This window comes from Pseudonocardia kunmingensis (assembly GCF_006716445.1).
GTDB lineage: Bacteria > Actinomycetota > Actinomycetes > Mycobacteriales > Pseudonocardiaceae > Pseudonocardia > Pseudonocardia kunmingensis.
The window spans coordinates 870957-889140 of sequence record NZ_VFPA01000001.1; the positions used below are offsets into that span (position 1 = coordinate 870957).

Here is an 18184-nt window from a genome sequence, read left to right on the forward strand (position 1 = left end):
CGCCGGACCCGCCCACCCCGGCTCACGCCTCCGCCCGGCGTCGTCGGTTCGCTGCGCACGGCTTCGCCCGGGGTCGTCGGTCGGACCCGCTCAGCGCTTCATGAACGGCGGCACGTCGACGTCGTCGTCGAGATCGGTCACGTCCACCGGCTGCGTGTACACCGGGCGCTCGGGCGCCGGGTGGCGCTGCGGCTCGGGCTCGTACGCGGCCTCCCGGCGCAGCGGCTCCGGCTGGCGGGGCGCAGGGGCGTACCCGCCCGGCTGGGCGGCCGGGGCCGCGGGGGGCAGGGTGCCGGCCTGGTTCGGCGTGGGCGGAGCGCTCGGCGCCGCGGGCGGCGGCGCCGGGGCCTGGTGCACCGGCGGCGGGACGTGGGCGGCCGGTGCGGTCGGCGGCGCGGGTGCGGCCTGCGGCGCCGGCGCGGCAGCGGGACGCCCGTTGCCCGCGGTGGCGGGGCTGCCGTTCCCGTAGCCGGTGCCGCCCGGGTTCCCGTTCTGGGCCGCGGTGCCCGGCGGCGTCCCCGTGCCCGTGGACGCCGAGGCGCCCGCCGCGGGCGCCGCGCCGTTGCCGGCGGGCTGGCCCGCGGGCGCGGTGTTCCCGCTCACCCCCGACGCGATCACGCCCGCACCGGAGGACTGCTGCTTCTCCGGGGACCGGAACGCGGTGGGCTCCAGCTTCTTGTGCGTGGGACCGCCTGCCTCGAACCCGGCCGCGATGACCGTGACGCGCACCTCGTCGCCGAGGGAGTCGTCGATCACCGTGCCGAAGATGATGTTGGCCTCGGGGTGGGCGGCCTCCTGGACCAGCGACGCCGCCTCGTTGATCTCGAACAGCCCGAGGTCGGAGCCGCCCGCGATGGAGAGCAGCACGCCCTGCGCGCCGTCCATCGAGGCCTCCAGCAACGGCGAGTTGATGGCCTTGCCTGCGGCCTGCACCGCCCTGCCCTCGCCGCGCGAGGACCCGATGCCCATCAGCGCGCTGCCCGCGTTGGACATGACCGACTTGACGTCGGCGAAGTCGAGGTTGATCAGACCCGGCGTCGTGATCAGGTTGGTGATGCCCTGGACACCGGAGAGCAGCACCTCGTCGGCGGAGCGGAACGCGTCCATCAGGGACACGCCCACGTCGCCCAGCTGCAGCAGCCGGTCGTTCGGGATCACGATGAGGGTGTCGCACTCGTTGCGCAGCGACTGGACGCCGTCCTCGGCCTGCCCGGCGCGACGGCGACCCTCGAACGTGAACGGCCGGGTGACCACGCCGATCGTCAGCGCGCCGAGCTTGCGCGCGATCGACGCGACCACCGGCGCGCCACCGGTGCCGGTGCCGCCGCCCTCCCCCGCCGTGACGAAGACCATGTCGGCCCCCTTGAGGACCTCCTCGATCTCCTCGCGGTGGTCCTCGGCGGCCTTCCGGCCGACCTCGGGGTTGGCGCCGGCGCCGAGGCCGCGCGTGAGCTCGCGACCGATGTCGAGCTTGACGTCGGCGTCGGACATCAGGAGGGCCTGTGCGTCCGTGTTCACCGCGATGAACTCGACGCCCTTCAGGCCCACCTCGATCATGCGGTTGACGGCGTTCACGCCGCCGCCACCGATGCCGACGACCTTGATCACGGCCAGGTAGTTGTGCGGGGGCGTCATATGGCGCACCTTCCAGTCCAGCTCGGGTCCGTCCCCGGGGGTCCGGGCCATCAGGGGGGAACGCTAGGTCTCGTACCGGTCTCGGTCCAGCAGGCGCGCCGCACGCGCGCCAGCCCCCAACCGGGTCGATCTTCGCGTCCTGATCTTCCCCTGCACCCGCCGCGGACGCACCGGCGGGGGCGTGTCATCACCACGTCGGGTGGTGCGGCGCTGGGCGCAGGGGTCTCGCTTCAGCGGCGGATCGTGGGCAGGTCGGGGCTCGTCACGTCGTAGACGGTGCCGGGCTGGGTGAGCAGGGCGCTGAGCGCGGCCGCCTTCTCGCCCGCCCGCTCCGGGGCGCCCCAGCGCACCTCCTCCCCACCGGCCATGACGAGCGTCACCTGGCCCGGGGCGCCCGGCACCGACACGGTGGCGCCCACGGAGTCGACCTGCGCGCGCAGCGAGTCGGGCAGCGCCGCGAGCACCCCGACGGCGGCGACCGTGGCGGGGTCGCCGGATCGCGGCGCGGTCGTGAGGCGGGGCAGGTCGGCAGGACCGGCGCCGTGGTAGACGACGCCGGTGCGGTCGACGAGCGCGGGGCCCTGCGCCGTGGTGACGGTGGCCACCGGCACCCGCTCGGTGATCGTGACCGTGAGGGTGTGCGGCCAGGACCGATCGACGTGCACCGACTCCACCGGCGGCAGCCGGGCCACCCGCGTGGCCACGGCGGCGGTGTCGACGGCGGCGAGCGGGCCGCCCGGCGCGACGGCGGCCGCGGCGCGCACGTCCGCCTCCGCCACCGTGGCGGCGCCCGCGACGCGGACCTCCTCGACGTCGAACAGCCCCGCGTCGTACAGCAGCACGCGGGCGCCGAGCCCGAGCCCGACGAGCAGCACCAGCCCGATCAGCAGCGCGGCCAGCCGCCTGCGCCGGTACCGCGCCTTCGACACCGGGCGGGCCGGGGGGCGCTCCGGGTCGCGCGGCGGCCGCGCGGCGGGCCGCTCGGCGACCGCGCGCTCGGGGCCGCGGCGGCCGCGGGTGCCGCCCGGCCGCGTCACGAACCCTCCCGCTGCTCCAGCTCCCGCAGGATCTCCGGAGCGAGCACGGTGATGTCACCGGCGCCCATCGTGACGACGAGGTCGCCGGGCGCGGCCAGCCCCGCCACCACGGCGGGCACGTCCTCCCACCGGGGCACGAACCGGACCCGCTCCGCCGGGAGGGGCACGGCCTCGGCGATCAGCGCGCCGCTCACCCCGGGCACCGGGTCCTCGCGGGCGCCGTACACGTCCAGGACGACGACCTCGTCGGCGATCCCGAGCGCGGACCCGAACTCGGCGGCGAACTGGCGGGTGCGGGAGTAGAGGTGCGGCTGGAACGCCACGAGGACGCGCCCGCGCCCGTCCGCCACCTCGCGCGCGGCCCGCAGCTGCGCCGCGACCTTGCTCGGGTGGTGGGCGTAGTCGTCGTAGACGGCCACGCCCGCGGCCCGGCCGCGGAACTCGAACCGGCGCCGCACCCCGTCGAAGGCCGCCAGCCCGGCCAGCAGGCCGTCGACCCCGGCGCCCAGCTCCACACCGGCGAGCAGGGCACCCAGCGCGTTGAGCGCCATGTGCTCGCCGGGCACGGCCAGGCGCAGGAGGTACTCGCGGCCGTCGTGGTGCAACGCCACGCGGGCACCGGAGCCGTCCGGGCGGAAGTCGGTGAGCTGGGCGTCGGCCGCGGCGTGCCGCCCGTAGCGGCGCACGCGGATGCCGCGCTCCTGCGCCCGGTCGGCGAGCGCGGCGGCGCCCGGGTCGTCGGCGCAGGCCACGAGCGCGCCACCGGGCGCGATGCGGCCCAGGAACTCGTCGAACGCGGCGACGTAGGCCTCCGCGCTGCCGTAGTGGTCGAGGTGGTCGGCCTCCACGTTCGTGACCACCGCGACCGACGGCGAGAAGGCGAGGAACGACGCGTCGCTCTCGTCGGCCTCCACCACGAAGACGTCACCGCTGCCCTCGTGCGCGCCGGATCCGGACGCGGCCAGGTCCCCGCCGATGGCGAACGACGGGTCCAGCCCGCTGTGCTGCAGCGCGACGGTGAGCATCGACGTGGTCGACGTCTTGCCCGCCGTGCCCGTGACGGCGGCGAGCCGCCGCCCGGTGGTGAGAGCGGCCAGCGCCTGCGCCCGGTGCACGACGGCGAGCCCGCGCTCACGGGCCGCGCTGAGCTCGGGGTTCGTGGGGCGGATCGCCGAGGACACGACGACGGTGGCCGGCGCCTCGGGCAGGTGCGCGGCGTCGTGCCCGACCGCCACGTCGGCGCCCAGGGCGCGCAGCGCGAGCACGGTGCCGGAGTCCTTCGCGTCCGATCCGGACACCGCTGTGCCCCTGGCCAGCAGGATCCGCGCGATGCCGCTCATCCCGGCACCGCCGATCCCGATCAGGTGCACGCGGTCCGCGAGCTGGGCTGTCATCGTTCCCTCCACGGCCGCATCACCTCGGTCTGCGGTTCCGGTGCCGCGCCCACCAGCTCCAGCACCATGCGCGCCAGCCGGTCGGCCGCGTCGGCGTGCCCGGACGAGCGTGCGGCGCGGCCCGCGTCGGCCAGCCGGCGCGGGTCGTGCAGGAGCGGAACCAGCTCGGACGCCACCCGCTGCGGGGTCAGGTCGGCGTCGTCGACGAGCACGCCCCCGCCCGCGGCCACGACCGGGCGGGCGTTGAGCGCCTGCTCGCCGTTGCCGTGCGGCAGCGGCACGTAGACCGCGGGCAGCCCGACGGCCGACACCTCGGCGACGGTCGTGGCCCCGGCGCGGCAGAGCACGGCGTCGGCCGCCGCGTAGGCCAGGTCCATCCGCTCGATGTAGGGCACCCCGAGGTACCCGCGGGCCGGCGGGGCCGGCTCGCCGCTCTTGCCGTGGGCGTGCAGCACCGCGATGCCGGCGCGCAGCAGCTCGGGCAGCGCGGCGGCGACGGCGGTGTTGAGCGTGCGCGCGCCGAGCGAGCCGCCGAACACCAGCAGCACCGGCCCCTGCGGCGGCAGCCCGAAGAACTGCCGGGCCTGCGCGCGCAGCGCCTGGCGATCGAGCCCGGTGATCGAGCGCCGCAGCGGCATGCCGACCAGCTGCTCCTTCGGCAGGCCGGTGTCCGGCACGGCGGTGGCGACGATGTCGGCGAAACGGGCGCCGACCTTGTTGGCCAGGCCGGCCCGCGCGTTCGCCTCGTGCACGACGATCGGCACCCGGCCGCGCGCGCCCAGGTAGGCGGGTAGCGCGACGAAGCCGCCGAAGCCGACCACCGCGCCCGCGTCGACGGCGGCCAGCACCTCCCGGACCCGGGAGACCGCGGCGCGCACCTTGCCGGGCAGGCGCAGCAGGTCGGCCGTGGGCTTGCGGGGCAGCGGCACCGGCGGGATCAGCTCGAGGGGGTAGCCGCGGGCCGGGATCAGCGTGGTGTCGAGGCCCTTCTCGGTGCCCAGCGCCGTGATCCGGGCGTCGGGCCGCAGCGCGCGCACGGCGTCGGCGACGGCCAGGGCGGGCTCGATGTGCCCGCCGCTCCCGCCGCCTGCGATGACGATGGAAGGGCCGGTCATCGGACCCGCCCCCGCTGCGGGGCCGAGCGCGCGACCGGCGCCCGGTAGGGCTGCGGGAGCGGCAGCCCCACGAACCGGGCCAGGCGGCCCTGGCCGTGCTGCTTGAGCGCCGCGATGGCCTCGGGTTCGTGGCGCGCCGCGTTGGCGAGCACCCCGAAGACGAACATGGTGACCACGAGCGACGTGCCTCCCGAGGAGATCAACGGGAGCTGCAGCCCGGTCACCGGCAGCAGCCCCACGACGTAGCCGATGTTGATGGCGGCCTGCGCCACCAGCCAGGTGGTGGACGTCGCCACGACCAGGCGCAGCCACGGGTCGTTGCTGCGCGCGGCGATCCGGAAGCCGGTGTAGGCGAGCGTGGCGAACAGCGCCAGCACCGCGAATGCGCCGAGGAAGCCGAGCTCCTCGGTGACGATCGCGAAGATGAAGTCGTTGTGGGCGTTGGGCAGGTAGCTCCACTTGGCGCGGCCCTGCCCCAGCCCCTGGCCGAACAGCCCGCCGTCGGCGAGGGAGTACAGCGCCTGCCGGGCCTGGAACCCGGCCTCCTGCGGGTCGGCGCTCTCCGGCGAGAGGAAGGCGGTGATGCGGCTCATCCGGTACTCCGCGGTGAGCGCCAGCACGACCGCCCCCGCGAGCGCGCCCCCGCTGAGGGTGAGGATCAGCCGCATCGGGGCGCCGCCGAAGAACAGCAGGGCGATCAGCACGATGCCCAGCGAGATCGTCATGCCCAGGTCGGGCTGCAGCACCAGCAGCGTGAGCAGCACTGCCGTGACGGGGACGACCGGCGAGAGCGCGTACTTCCAGCGGTGCATCACGGCGACCCGCGCGACGAGCACGTGCGCGCCCCACATCGTCAGCGCCACCTTCACCGCCTCGGAGGGCTGCACCGAGAACGAGCCGACGGCGAACCAGGCGCGCGAGCCGTTGCGGGTCTCGCCGAGGAACAGCACCGCCACCAGCGACAGCACGCCGACGACGAGCGCGGCGGGCGCGAGCGATCGCAGCCGGCGCGGGGAGATGCGCAGGCCCAGCCAGAACATCAGCAGGCCGGGCACGCAGAACATCAGCTGCCGGGTGAACACCGAGTAGGACGACCCGCCCGCGGTGAGCGACTCCACCGACGACGCCGAGAGCACCATGACCAGCCCGAACAGCGTGAGCAGGCCGAACACGCCGAGCACGAGGTGCAGCGAGGTGAGCGGGCGGCGCAGCCACTGCCCGAGCGCGATGACGGTGCGGCCGACCGCGAGGCGCAGCCCGTGCGGGCGGGTGCCGGCGCGGCCCCGCCGGGTCCGGCTCCCCCCGCGCGGCCACGGCACGCTCACGACGCGGGTTCCCGCGCGGATCCCAGCGCGCTCGCCGCCTCCGCGAAGCGCCGGCCCCGTTCGGCGTAGTCGGAGAACTGGTCCATCGACGCGGCGGCCGGGGCGAGCAGGACGACGTCGCCCGGCCGGGCGAGGGCGGCGGCGCGCCGCACGGCGGTCGTCATGACGTCGGCGCTCATGCCGTCATCGTCACCCGGCACCACCTCCGCGACGGGGAGGTCGGGCGCGTGTCGCGCGAGGGCGGCGAGGATCTCGGCGCGGTCGGTGCCGATCACCACGGCCGCGCGCAGGCCCCGGGCGTGCCGCGCGACGAGCTCGTCCACGGAGGCGCCCTTCAGCAGGCCGCCCACGACCCAGACGACGGGGTGGGGCGCCTGCGCGGCGAGCGAGGCGGCGGCGGCGTGCGGGTTGGTTGCCTTGGAGTCGTCGAGGTAGCGCACCCCGTCGACCGTGGCGACCACGCCGCCGCGGTGCGGCCCCGGCCGGAAGTCGTCCAGGCCGGCGCGCACGGCGTCCGGGCCGACGCCCGCGGCGCGGGCCAGCGCGGCGGCGGCGAGCGCGTCGGCGATGCCGGGCGCCCCGCCCGGGTGCACCGCGGCGGCGTCGACGAGCGCCCGCCCGTCGCGGTCGCCGTGGTCGCCGAAGGCGCGGTCGACGAGCACCCCGTCGACGACGCCGAGCTGGCCCGGTCCGGGCGTGCCGAGGGTGACCCCGACCCGGCGCGGCGCGGGTGCCTCGGCGAGCAGGGCCGCCGCCGTGGGGTCGTCGATCCCGGCGACGGCGACGTCCGCCCGCAGCGCCTGCGCCTTGGCCGCGGCGTAGGCGGCGAACGAGCCGTGCCAGTCGAGGTGGTCGTCGGCGACGTTGAGGACGCAGCCCGCGTGCGGCCGGATCGACGGCGACCAGTGCAGCTGGAAGCTCGACAGCTCCACGGCGAGCAGCTCGTGGCCCATCCGGACCGCCTCGACCACCGGGTACCCGATGTTCCCGCAGGCCACGGCGTCACGTCCGGCGGCGCGCAGGATGGCGGCGAGCATCCCGGTGGTGGTGGTCTTGCCGTTGGTGCCGGTGACCGCGAGCCAGACCGGCGGCCGCTCCCGCGCCTGCCCGAGCCACCAGGCCAGCTCCGGCTCCCCCACCAGCGGCACCCCCGCGGCGGCGGCCGCCGCGACGAGCGGGTGGTCGGGACGGCGCCCCGGGGAGGTGACGACGAGCGCGGTGCCGTCCGGCACGGCGTCCGGGTCCCCGCCCGGCTGCGCGCCGGGCGGCAGGTCGGCGAGCGCGGCCTCGCGCGCGTCGGTGACGGTGACGCGGGCACAGACCTCGACCAGCGCGGCGGCGGCGGCGAGACCGGAGACCCCGGCCCCGGCCACGAGCACCGGCGCGCCGGACAGCTCGTCGGGCGTCATCGTCGGTCACGCTCCCGGCGGGTGGTCGGTCGGAGGATCGGTCGGATTGCAGGAGGGCGAGCGGCGCCGGGGAGCCTACTCCGGGCGGCGCGGGCGGCCGGGGTCAGCTGCCGCCCGCCGCCGTCAGCCACTCCTGGTAGAAGAGCCCGAGGCCAAGGGCCGCGCACATGGCCGCGAGCAGCCAGAAGCGGATGATCACCGTGGTCTCGGCCCAGCCGGCGAGCTCGAAGTGGTGGTGGAAGGGCGCCATCCGGAACACGCGGCGCCGGGTCGTGCGGAACACCGCGATCTGCACGGCCACCGACAGCGCCTCCACCACGAACACGCCGCCGATCACCACGAGCAGCAGCTCGGTGCGCGTCACGATCGACAGGCCCGCGAGCAGCCCGCCCAGTGCGAGCGAGCCGGTGTCGCCCATGAAGATCCGCGCCGGGGCGGCGTTCCACCAGAGGAAGCCGATGCAGCCGCCCATGGCCGCGGCGGCCACGAGCGCGACGTCGAGCGGATCCCGCACCTGGTAGCAGCCCGCGGCGCTGGCGATGGCGCAGTTGTTGCGGAACTGCCAGAACCCGATGATCGTGTAGGTGGCCAGCACCATGGCCGCCGTGCCGGCCGCGAGGCCGTCGAGGCCGTCGGTGAGGTTCACCGCGTTGGACCAGGCGGCCACCACCAGGTTGGCCAGCAGCACGAAGCCGATGGCGCCGAACGAGAGCACCGTGATGTCGCGGACGAACGACAGGCTGTCCGACGCGGGCGTGAGCCCGTCGGCGTTGGCGAACCGCAGCGCGAGGATGCCGAAGATCGTGGCGGTCAGCACCTGCCCGACGATCTTGGAGGTCTTGTTGAGACCGAGGTTGCGGGCGCGGCGCAGCTTGATGAAGTCGTCGAGGAACCCGACGACGCCCAGCGCGGTGGTCAGGAAGAGCACCAGCAGCGCCGACGCCGACATCGGGTCGCCGGTGAGCAGGTGCGAGAGCACGTAGCCCAGCCAGATGGCGATCAGGATCGCGACCCCGCCCATCGTGGGCGTGCCCCGCTTGGCCTGGTGGCTCTGCGGGCCCTCGGCGCGGATCTCCTGGCCGAAGCCCTGCCGGGCGAAGAACCGGATGAGGTAGGGGGTCAGCAGGATCGAGACCGCGAGCGCCACGCCCGCGGCGATGAAGACTCCTCTCACCGCGGCACCGCTCCCGGCGCCCGCAGCAGACCCTCGGCCACGCGTTCCAGCCCCATCGCCCGCGACGCCTTCACCAGCACCACGTCACCGGGGCGGGCCTCGGCCGAGAGCAGCTGGAGCGCCGCGTCCACGTCCGCGGCCTTCTGCGCGCCCGGGTAGCCCGCGCTGCCGACGTCGACCAGGCGGTCGATGCCGAGCTCGCGGGCCGCGGCGGCGACCTCGGCGTGCACCGCGGCGTCGTCATCGCCCAGCTCGGCCATCCGGCCGAGCACCGCCCACGTGCGCCGCGTGCCACCACCGAGCGCGGCGAGGGCAGCGAGTGCCGCGCGCATCGACTCCGGGTTGGAGTTGTAGGCGTCGTTGACGACCGTGACGCCGTCCTCGCGCTCCGTGACCTCCATCCGCCACCGCGAGGCCGGCTCCGCGGCGCTCAGGGCCGCGGCGACCCCCTCGGGCGTGCCGCCGAGCTCCAGCGCGACCGCGGCCGCGCCGAGCGCGTTGCTCACGTGGTGCTCCCCCACGAGCCGCAGGGCCACCGGCGCGCGCCCGGCCGCCGTCACGAGGGTGAAGCGGGCGCACCCGCCGTCCAGGGTCACGTCCTCGGCGCGGACGTCCGCGGTCCCGCGCCCGAACGTCACCACGCGCGCCCGCGTGCGCGCGGCCATCGCGGCCACGAGCGGGTCGTCGGCGTTGAGGACCGCGGTCCCGCCGAGCGCAGCGTCAGCGGAGCGAGCATCGACACCGGCCGGCAGGGCCTCGACCAGCTCCCCCTTGGCCGCCGCGGTGCCGGCCACCGAGCCGAACTCGCCGACGTGCGCGCGCCCGACGTTGAGCACCAGCCCGATCCGCGGCGGGACGGCGGCGGCCAGCCGCGCGATGTGCCCCGGCCCGCGCGCGGAGAACTCGAGCACGAGGTGGCGGGTGCCCGCGTCGGCGCGCAGGGCCGTCCAGGGCAGGCCGAGCTCGTTGTTGAACGAGCCGGGCGGGGCCACCGTGGCGCCCAGCGGGGCGAGCACGGCGGCGAGCAGGTCCTTGGTGGAGGTCTTGCCGGAGCTGCCGGTGATCCCGACCACCGCCGTGCCCGGCAGCGACCGCACCACGTGCCCGGCGAGCGCCGCGAGCGCGCTCAGCACCGCGGCGCCGGAGCCGTCGTGGTCGGCGGCGTCGAGGTACGTCCCGCTCTGCCGGGCGACCGGTGCGGCGACGACGGCCGGGGCGTCGACCTCGCGCCCCGCGAGCACGCCCGCGGCCCCGGCGGCGACCGCAGCGGGCACGAACGCGTGCCCGTCGACGCGCTCGCCGGGCAGCGCGACGAACAGCCCGCCCGGCCCGACCGCGCGCGAGTCGAACTCGACGGCGGTGACGCGCTCCTCGCCGGTGGCGCGGTGCAACCGGCCACCGGTGACGGCGGCGACGTCGGCCAGCCGCATCTCGATCATGCTCTCGTCCTGCTCATCGGGGAGTATCCGATCATCCGTGGGCGCGGGGCCCGCTACCGCGTGCCGTGCCCGGCCGCGACCAGCGCGGCGGCGAGCTCGGCGGCGTCGTCGAAGGGGTGCTTCACGCCCTGGATCTCCTGGCCCGCCTCGTGCCCCTTGCCGGCGACGACGACCGCGTCCCCGGGCTTCGCGAAGGCCACCGCTGCCGCGATCGCGGCCCGCCGGTCGCCGATCTCCATCAGGTCGCCCGCGTGCGGCTCCGCGGTGGCGCCTGCGAGCATCGCGGCGCGGATGGCGGCCGGGTCCTCGCTGCGCGGGTTGTCGTCGGTGACGATCAGCAGCTCCGCGCGCGCCGCGGCGGCCGCGCCCATCAGCGGGCGCTTGCCGCGGTCGCGGTCGCCGCCGCAGCCGAGCACCACGACAAGCCGTCCGGGCACCTGCGGGCGCAGCGCGTCGAGCAGCGCCGCCACGGCCGCGGGCTTGTGGGCGTAGTCGACGACGGCGAGGAACGGCTGCCCCTCCTCGACCCGTTGCATCCGGCCGGGGACGGCGAGCGCGGCGAAACCCTCCGCGGCGACGGCCGCGGGCACCCCCGCCGCGTCCAGGCACGCGAGGGCGACCAGCGCGTTGGCGATGTTGAACGAGCCGGGCAGCTGCAGCCGCACGGGCAGCTGCGCACCGTCCGGCGCGACCGCCGTGAAGGTCTGGGTGCCGTCGGCGCCGGTGCTCGCGTCGACCGCGCGCCACGCCGCGGGGCCGGTGGTCGACACCGTCACCGCGCCCGGCGTGCGGGCGGCGAGCCGCCTCCCCCACTCGTCGTCGACGCACACCACCGCGTGCTCGGCCCGGCCGTCGAAGAGCGCGGCCTTCGCCTCGAAGTAGTCCTCCATGTCGCGGTGGAAGTCCAGGTGGTCCTGCGACAGGTTGGTGAACGCGGCCACGGCGAACCGGGCGCCGCTGACGCGCCCCATGGCGAGCGCGTGGCTGGACACCTCCATCGCGACGTCGGTGACCCCGTCCTCGAGCATCGCGGCGAACAGCGCCTGCAGGTCGGGGGCCTCGGGCGTGGTGAACGCGCTCGGCAGCACGCGCCCGGCCACGCGCGTGCCGACGGTGCCGACCAGCCCCGCGGTGCGGCCCGCCGCCGTGAGCCCGGCCTCCACCAGGTGCGCGGTGGTCGTCTTGCCGCTGGTGCCGGTCACGCCGATCACGGACAGCCGCGCCGTCGGGTCGCCGTGGACGAGCGCGGCGGCCGCGCCCAGCACCTCCCGGGGATGCGGGTGCACGAGCAGCGGGGCGTCGGCGAGCGCGGGCCGCCGGGCCCCGGCCGGGTCGGTGAGGACGGCGACCGCGCCCGCGGCGAGCGCGCCCGCCGCGTAGTCGGCACCGTGCACCCGCGCTCCGGGCAGGGCCGCGAACAGGTCCCCCGGCCGCACGTCGGAGGCGCGCTGGGTGATGCCGGTGACCGTCGCCGACCGGGTGGCGGCGACGCCGATCGCGGCGCCGACGGCGCTCAGCTCGACCGGCCGCACCGACCGGGGACGCGGCGGCGCGGCGGCCGGCACGGGAGGAGCGGAGCTGGCGGGCGACACGTCGCGGAAGGCTACCGGCGGGCCCCCGCCGGGCCCTGCGCGCACCGCCCGCACGTCACTCCTCCGCGTCATCGGCTCCCCGGACCAGCACGGACCGTCGCAGGCCTTCGGCCGGAGCACGGTCAGGGCAGCTGCAGGGTCTGGACGGGCGGGGGCTCGTCGCTCACCGGCAGCCGCTCGCGCTGGGCGAGGTAGGTCGCGATGTCGTGGAACAGCGGCGCCGCGCTCGTGCCCGGGTCCGGGGCGTCCAGCATGATCGCGATGACGTAGCGGGGGTCGTCGGCGGGCAGCATCCCGGCGAAGTTGATCCAGTGCAGCGACGAGGAGTAGCAGCCGCACGCCGGGTTGACCTGCTGCGCGGTGCCGGTCTTGCCGGCGACCGCGTAGCCGGGTACCGCCGCCTGGTGGCCGGTGCCCCGCTGGCCGCGGGCGTCCTGGGTGACGGCGGTGAGCATCGTCCGCAGCTGCTGCGCGGTCTCCGGGGAGACCACCCGCACCGGCTCCGGCGGGGGCGGCGCCACCGGGACGCCGTCCGGCCCGGTGGTGCTCGCGACGATCCGCGGTGGCACGCGCACCCCGTCGTTGGCGACCGTCTGCAGCATCGACGCCATCTGCAGGGTCGTGACGGTGAGGCCCTGCCCGATCGGCAGGTTGCCGAACGTCGACCCGGACCACGACTCCCGCGGCGGCACCTGGCCCGGCTCCTCGCCGGGCAGCCCCACACCGGTCTGCTCGCCGAGGCCGAAGCGGGAGAGCATGTCGGCGAAGCGCTCCTCCCCCACCTCCTGCGCGGTCATGATCGTGCCGACGTTCGAGGACTTCGCCAGCACGCCGGTGAGCGTGTAGCGCTCGGTGCCGTGGTCCCACGAGTCGCCGATCGTGCGGTCCGCGACGCGGATGCTGCCGGGCACCGTGAGCACGTCGTCCGGCTTCGCCACGCCGTACTCCAGCGCCGCGGCCATCGTGATGACCTTGATGACCGAGCCGGGCTCGAACGTGCCCTGCACGGCGGTGTTGCGCAGCTGCTCCGGGGTGGCCGACGAGAGGTCGCGCGGGTCGAACGTCTGCCCGTTCGCCATCGCGAGCACCTCGGACGTCCGCGCGTCGAGCACCACGGCGGACGACGACACGTCCGCGCCGGTGCGCGCCACGTACTCGGTCAGCGCCTGCTGCACGGTGAACTGCAGGTCGGAGTCCAGGGTGAGCCGCATGTCCGAGCCCTGCACCGCGGCCCGCTCGAACCGCGTGCTGCCGGGGATGACGGCGTTGCTGTCCTCGGCGGTGTCGACCACGCGCAGGCCCTCGAACCCGGACAGCAGGTTGTCCTGGGAGCTCTCCAGGCCCACCCGGCCGGTCAGCTTCCGCTCGTCGGCGTTCCAGGTGGAGGAGCCCACCACGTTGGCGGCGAGCATGCCGGCCGGGTACTGCCGGTCCTCGCGGCGCTCCTGCGCGATCTCGGGGAACCGCTCACCGAGGTCGCGCGCGACCTCCGGGGCCACCAGCCGCGCGAGCACGACGTAGCCGCGGTCGCTGCGCAGCTGCTCGAGCAGCGCGTTCGGGTCCTGCCCGGTGGCCTGCCCGACGGCGGTGGCCATCTCCGCCGTGTACCGCTCCGCCTCGGGCCCCTTGTTCTGCGCGATCAACCGCGGGTTGGTGACGAGGGCGCGCGCGTCGACGCTGAACGCGAGCGGGGCGCCGTCCCGGTCGGTGATCGCGCCCCGCTCGGCGGGCAGCCGGATGTTCGTCGTGGACTGGCGCTCCGAGGCAGCCGTGAGCTCGCCCGCCTGCACGGTCTGGACGGCCACGAGCTTCAGCGTCGCGATCGCCAGCACGACCACGAGCAGGATCCGGCCGACCTTCAACCGCCGCTGACCGAGCGCGATCCCGGCCTCCGGGGTGCGCGGGGGTGGCGGTCTGCGGGCCGCCGCACCAGCGGCGCGGGGCCGGGGCGGGGCCGTCGTCATCAGCCGGCGTCCGTCCCGCCGCCGTCGGCCCCACCGGCACTGGTGTCCTCAGCACTGCTCTCCTCAGCACCGGTGTCCTCAGCGCTGGTGTCCCCGGTGCCGGTGTCCGTCCCGGCCGCCGCGCCCGTCCCCTGGGCGGACGCGTCGGTGTCCCCAGCGGTGTCCCCAGCGGTGTCCCCAGCGATGTCCCCAGCGGTGGCCGGGGCGCCGTCGACCGGAGCGCCGACCTGGCTCTGGGCCGCCGCGAGCGGGTCCGTCCCGGCGGTCGCACCCGGTGTCGTGCCCTCCGGTGCCGTGCCCTCCGGTGCCGCACCCGGCTGCTGCGTGCCCGGAACCAGCGGCTGCGCCGGCACCGGCGGGGCCGGGGCGACCGCCGCTCGCGGCTCCCCGACGACCTCCACATCGCCGCCCGGCGCCACCACGAGCCGGGCCGGGTCCTGGACCGGGGTCATGCCGAGCTCGGTGGCCCGGCGCGCCAGCTCGGGCGCCGACTCCAGCACGGCCACCTCGCGGTGCAGTCGCTCGGCCTGTTCGGACAGCGCCCGCGCCTCCGCGGTGGCGTCCTTGAGCCGGTAGGAGTCGGCCGCGGCCGCCGTCGACAGCCACAGGGTGGCCACCAGCCCGACGGCCAGCAGCACCATGATCAGCAGCACGAACTGCGGCCGCCCGGCCGGCGCGGCGGTGCGGGCGGGCCGGCCACCGACGAGCCTGCGCAGCCGGTCGTCGCGGCGCGCGTACGCCTTCTGCTGCGCCGACCGCCTGCCCCCCGCGGGTTCGACGGTCGGCGTGGGCCGCAGGCCCGCAGGGGTGCCCCGCTGCGCCGGGATCGTGGCGGTGCGGGACCGGGTGGTGCTCCGGACCCGCTCCGTCACCGGCGCGCTCACGACAGCTCCCCGTTCCCTGCTCGGACCTGCAGCGCCCGGACCAGCGGTGTCTCGATCAGCATCGGCTCCTCCTGACGATCGGCGTGCCGCGCACGGACCCGTTCCAGCACCATCACGCCACCTCCCGGATGCGTTCCGCGGCACGCAGGCGGACCGGCGCCGCCCGCGGGTTCTCGCTGATCTCCTCCTCGGTCGCCTGCTCGGCCCCGCGGGTGAGCAGGCGCAGCTCCGGACCGTGTCCCGGCAGCTCCACCGGGAGGTCCACCGGTGTCCGGGACGACGCCCGCGCCGCCAGCTCCCGTTTCACCATCCGGTCCTCCAGCGAGTGGTAGGCCAGCACGACGATCCGCCCGCCGACGGCCAGCGCGTCGAGCGCGGCCGGCAACGCGGCCCGCAGCGCGTCCAGCTCGCCGTTGACCTCGATCCGCAACGCCTGGAACGTCCGCTTGGCGGGATGGCCGCCGGTGCGCCGCGACGCCGCCGGAACGGCGTCGTACAGCAGCTCGACGAGCTCGCTGCTGCGGCGCAGCGGCGCCTTCTCCCGCCTGCGCGCGACGGCGGAGGCGATCCGGCTCGCGAACCGCTCCTCGCCGTACTCGCGCAGCACCCGCGCCAGCTGCGGCACCGGGTAGGTGTTGAGGACGTCGGCCGCGGTGGGGCCCCGGGAGGGGTCCATCCGCATGTCGAGGTCCGCGTCGCGGGAGTAGGAGAAGCCGCGCTCGTCGGCGTCCAACTGCAGGGACGAGACGCCGAGGTCGAACAGCACGCCGTCGGCCCGGGAGAGCCCCAGTTCCCCCATGACGTCGGCGATCTGGTCGTACACGGCGTGCACGAGGTGGATGCGATCGGCGTGGGCGGCGAGGCGCCGCCGGGCGATCGCGAGTGCGTCCTGGTCCCGGTCGAGGCCGACGAGGGTGAGCTGCGGGTGCGTCGCGAGCAGGGCCGCGGCGTGGCCGCCGAGGCCGAGCGTGGCGTCGACGAGGACCGCGGGCCGATCGGCGAGCGCCGGCCGCAGCAGGTCGGCGACCCGGGGCAGGGCCACGGGGACGTGCCTGGCCCCAGCTGGCCCGTCCTCGTGGTCGTGCTGCCCCACCGCACACCTCCCTGCCCCGTGTCGCCGTGACCCCCGCAGGCCCGGGCTCCCAGCCGGGCCCACACCGTGCCGCCCGCCGGCTTCGCAAGGCTCCGCCGGCCGCCGTCCTCCGGCCGGCGATGCCTCCACCCGGCAGACCTGGCACCGGGGAAGGTGCGCCAGGGCCACCGGGTGGGGGCACCGCCGGGTCCATCTCCACCCCGCGTCCCGCCTCCCTGCGTCAGATCAGTCCGGGGAGCACCTCCTCCTGCGCCTGCGCGTAGGTGTCCTCGTGCTGGTCCTGGTACCGCTGCCAGGCCTCGGCGTCCCAGATCTCGGCGCGGGTGAACGCGCCGATCACCACGCACTCCTTGCTGAGCCCGGCGTAGCGGCGCAGCTCGGGGGTGATGGCGATGCGACCCTGGGAGTCGGGGTTCTGCTCGTCGGTGCCGGAGAAGAGGTTGCGCTGGAAGACGCGGGCGGACTCGCTCGTCAGCGGCGCGGACGCCACCTTGCGCGCCAGCTCCGTGAAGGCGTCACGGGTGAACACGTACAGGCAGTGGTCCTGCCCCTTCGTGATCATCAGCCCGCCTCGCAGCTCGTCGCGGAATTTCGCGGGCAACGTGAGCCGCCCCTTGTCGTCCAGCTTCGGGGTGTAGGTGCCGAGGAACACCGGCCCCACCTCCACCTGCGGCCCGTTGTGCCCCAGCGATCACCACATTACCCCACTCTCCCCCACCGTCAACTCGGGAGACCCGGCCCGTTCGCGGAAAGATCGCGGAAAAGCCCAGGTCAACGACGGTGGGGGAAGGTGGGGGACCACCCGCTCGCGGGACGCGCGCCCAGCTACGGACGGTGCCTCCGCGACGACGCTGGGTGCCGGAACCGGCGGACCGCGCCCCGATCAGCGGCCCCCGACCGGGACAACACGCCCGCCCCACAGCCCGGTGGGGCACAGTGGGGGATCTCCGCGGTACCCCATCACGGGAGTATCTGCGCAGGTGTTTGACACACTGGTGCCTCGTCCCGCCCCGCCAGGGACGAGGAGGACGAGCGCGAGGAGGTCACGTGGCCGAGCTTGCGGGGTCACCGACGGACACAGGCCCGTCGGGCACGACGGCGACGAACGCCGGTGAGGAGCGGTCGTGACCACCACGAGCAGCCGTGCCGGACTGGACGGCGACACCGGGGGCGCACTGGCCGAGGTGACGGAGCTGTGCGGCCGGATCGCCGCCAACGTGCAGCGCGTCCTCGTCGGCAAGCCGGAGGTGGTGCGCGTCGCCCTCGTCACGCTCCTCGCCGAGGGGCACCTGCTCGTCGAGGACGTGCCCGGCGTGGGCAAGACGTCGCTGGCGAAGGCGCTCGCCCGGTCGATCGACTGCTCGGTGAGCCGCGTGCAGTTCACCCCCGACCTGCTCCCCGCCGACATCACCGGGCTGTCCATCTACAACCGGCAGACCTCGGAGTTCGAGTTCCGCCCCGGCCCGGTGTTCGCGAACGTGGTGATCGCCGACGAGATCAACCGCGCGTCCCCGAAGACGCAGTCGGCGCTCCTGGAGTGCATGGCCGAGCACCAGGTCACCGTCGACGGCGCCACCTACGCGCTCGCGAGCCCCTTCATGGTCGTCGCCACCCAGAACCCGGTGGAGATGGACGGCACCTACCCGCTGCCGGAGGCCCAGCGCGACCGCTTCACCGCACGCGTCAGCGTGGGGTACCCCGACCTCGCCGCCGAGCTGGCCATGGTCGACGAGCACAGCGCCACCGACCCGCTCGACGTCCTGCGCCCGGTCACCGACGCGCGCCGCCTGCGGGTGGCGATCGACGCCGTGCGGCGGGTGCGCGTCGGCCCCGAGGTGCGCCAGTACTGCGTCGAGCTCGTCGGCACCACCCGCCGCATCCCCGACCTGCGCCTCGGCGCCTCCCCGCGCGCCACCCTGCAGCTCGTGCGGGCGGCGCGCGCCCAGGCCGCGCTCGCCGGGCGCATGTTCGTCGTGCCCGACGACGTGCAGGCCGTGGCCGTGCCGGTGCTGGCCCACCGGCTACTGCTCACCCCCGACGCGCTGGCCTCCCGCCGGTCGGCGGTCGACATCGTGCGCAGCCTGCTCGGCCGCCACCCGGTGCCCGCACCGCCGCGGGGCTGA

Annotated in this window: 14 protein-coding genes; 1 reads left to right on the forward strand and 13 read right to left on the reverse strand. The window is 76.0% G+C overall.

Annotation, left to right across the window (positions count from 1 at the left end):
- Positions 1-90: 90 nt before the first annotated feature.
- The 13 genes from ftsZ to mraZ form a co-directional block, all read right to left on the reverse strand.
- Entirely contained in the window at positions 91-1635 is a 1545-nt protein-coding gene (ftsZ, locus tag FB558_RS04120) for a cell division protein FtsZ (protein WP_142053672.1), read from the reverse strand.
- Positions 1636-1865: 230 nt separating this feature from the next.
- Entirely contained in the window at positions 1866-2672 is an 807-nt protein-coding gene (locus FB558_RS04125) for a cell division protein FtsQ/DivIB (protein WP_211366074.1), read from the reverse strand.
- Positions 2669-4066: a UDP-N-acetylmuramate--L-alanine ligase gene (murC, locus tag FB558_RS04130; protein WP_142048244.1), complete on the reverse strand. Its 1398-nt coding sequence runs from the start codon at positions 4064-4066 to the stop codon at positions 2669-2671. Before murC ends, FB558_RS04125 begins: the two co-directional genes overlap by 4 nt.
- Positions 4063-5181, reverse strand: a complete 1119-nt coding sequence (murG, locus tag FB558_RS04135) for an undecaprenyldiphospho-muramoylpentapeptide beta-N-acetylglucosaminyltransferase (protein ID WP_142048246.1) — start codon at positions 5179-5181, stop codon at positions 4063-4065. Before murG ends, murC begins: the two co-directional genes overlap by 4 nt.
- Positions 5178-6506: a putative lipid II flippase FtsW gene (ftsW, locus tag FB558_RS04140; RefSeq protein WP_246106241.1), complete on the reverse strand. Its 1329-nt coding sequence runs from the start codon at positions 6504-6506 to the stop codon at positions 5178-5180. Before ftsW ends, murG begins: the two co-directional genes overlap by 4 nt.
- A complete protein-coding gene (gene murD, locus FB558_RS04145; RefSeq protein WP_142048249.1) occupies positions 6503-7915 on the reverse strand; it encodes a UDP-N-acetylmuramoyl-L-alanine--D-glutamate ligase in 1413 nt (470 codons plus the stop codon). The genes ftsW and murD overlap by 4 nt, the downstream gene beginning before the upstream one ends.
- A 103-nt stretch (positions 7916-8018) precedes the next feature.
- Positions 8019-9089, reverse strand: coding sequence for a phospho-N-acetylmuramoyl-pentapeptide-transferase (gene mraY / locus FB558_RS04150; RefSeq protein ID WP_142048251.1), 1071 nt, complete (start codon positions 9087-9089; stop codon positions 8019-8021).
- Positions 9086-10528, reverse strand: a complete 1443-nt coding sequence (locus FB558_RS04155) for a UDP-N-acetylmuramoyl-tripeptide--D-alanyl-D-alanine ligase (protein WP_142048253.1) — start codon at positions 10526-10528, stop codon at positions 9086-9088. Before FB558_RS04155 ends, mraY begins: the two co-directional genes overlap by 4 nt.
- A gap of 53 nt (positions 10529-10581) precedes the next feature.
- Positions 10582-12192, reverse strand: coding sequence for a UDP-N-acetylmuramoyl-L-alanyl-D-glutamate--2,6-diaminopimelate ligase (locus tag FB558_RS04160; RefSeq protein WP_142048255.1), 1611 nt, complete (start codon positions 12190-12192; stop codon positions 10582-10584).
- Between the two features lie 50 nt (positions 12193-12242).
- A complete protein-coding gene (locus tag FB558_RS04165; protein ID WP_142048257.1) occupies positions 12243-14084 on the reverse strand; it encodes a peptidoglycan D,D-transpeptidase FtsI family protein in 1842 nt (613 codons plus the stop codon).
- Positions 14084-14968: a cell division protein FtsL gene (gene ftsL, locus FB558_RS04170; RefSeq protein ID WP_142048258.1), complete on the reverse strand. Its 885-nt coding sequence runs from the start codon at positions 14966-14968 to the stop codon at positions 14084-14086. The genes FB558_RS04165 and ftsL overlap by 1 nt, the downstream gene beginning before the upstream one ends.
- Positions 14969-15080: 112 nt before the next feature.
- The gene (gene rsmH, locus FB558_RS04175; protein WP_142048260.1) at positions 15081-16061 is read right to left on the reverse strand and encodes a 16S rRNA (cytosine(1402)-N(4))-methyltransferase RsmH; all 981 of its coding nucleotides are present in this window, start codon (positions 16059-16061) and stop codon (positions 15081-15083) included.
- Between the two features lie 220 nt (positions 16062-16281).
- Positions 16282-16713, reverse strand: coding sequence for a division/cell wall cluster transcriptional repressor MraZ (gene mraZ / locus FB558_RS04180; RefSeq protein WP_142048262.1), 432 nt, complete (start codon positions 16711-16713; stop codon positions 16282-16284).
- A 472-nt stretch (positions 16714-17185) separates the two neighbouring features.
- On the opposite strand from mraZ, the gene FB558_RS04185 reads away from it, so the two are divergent.
- Complete coding sequence (locus FB558_RS04185; RefSeq protein ID WP_142048264.1) at positions 17186-18184, forward strand: AAA family ATPase; 999 nt, start codon at positions 17186-17188, stop codon at positions 18182-18184.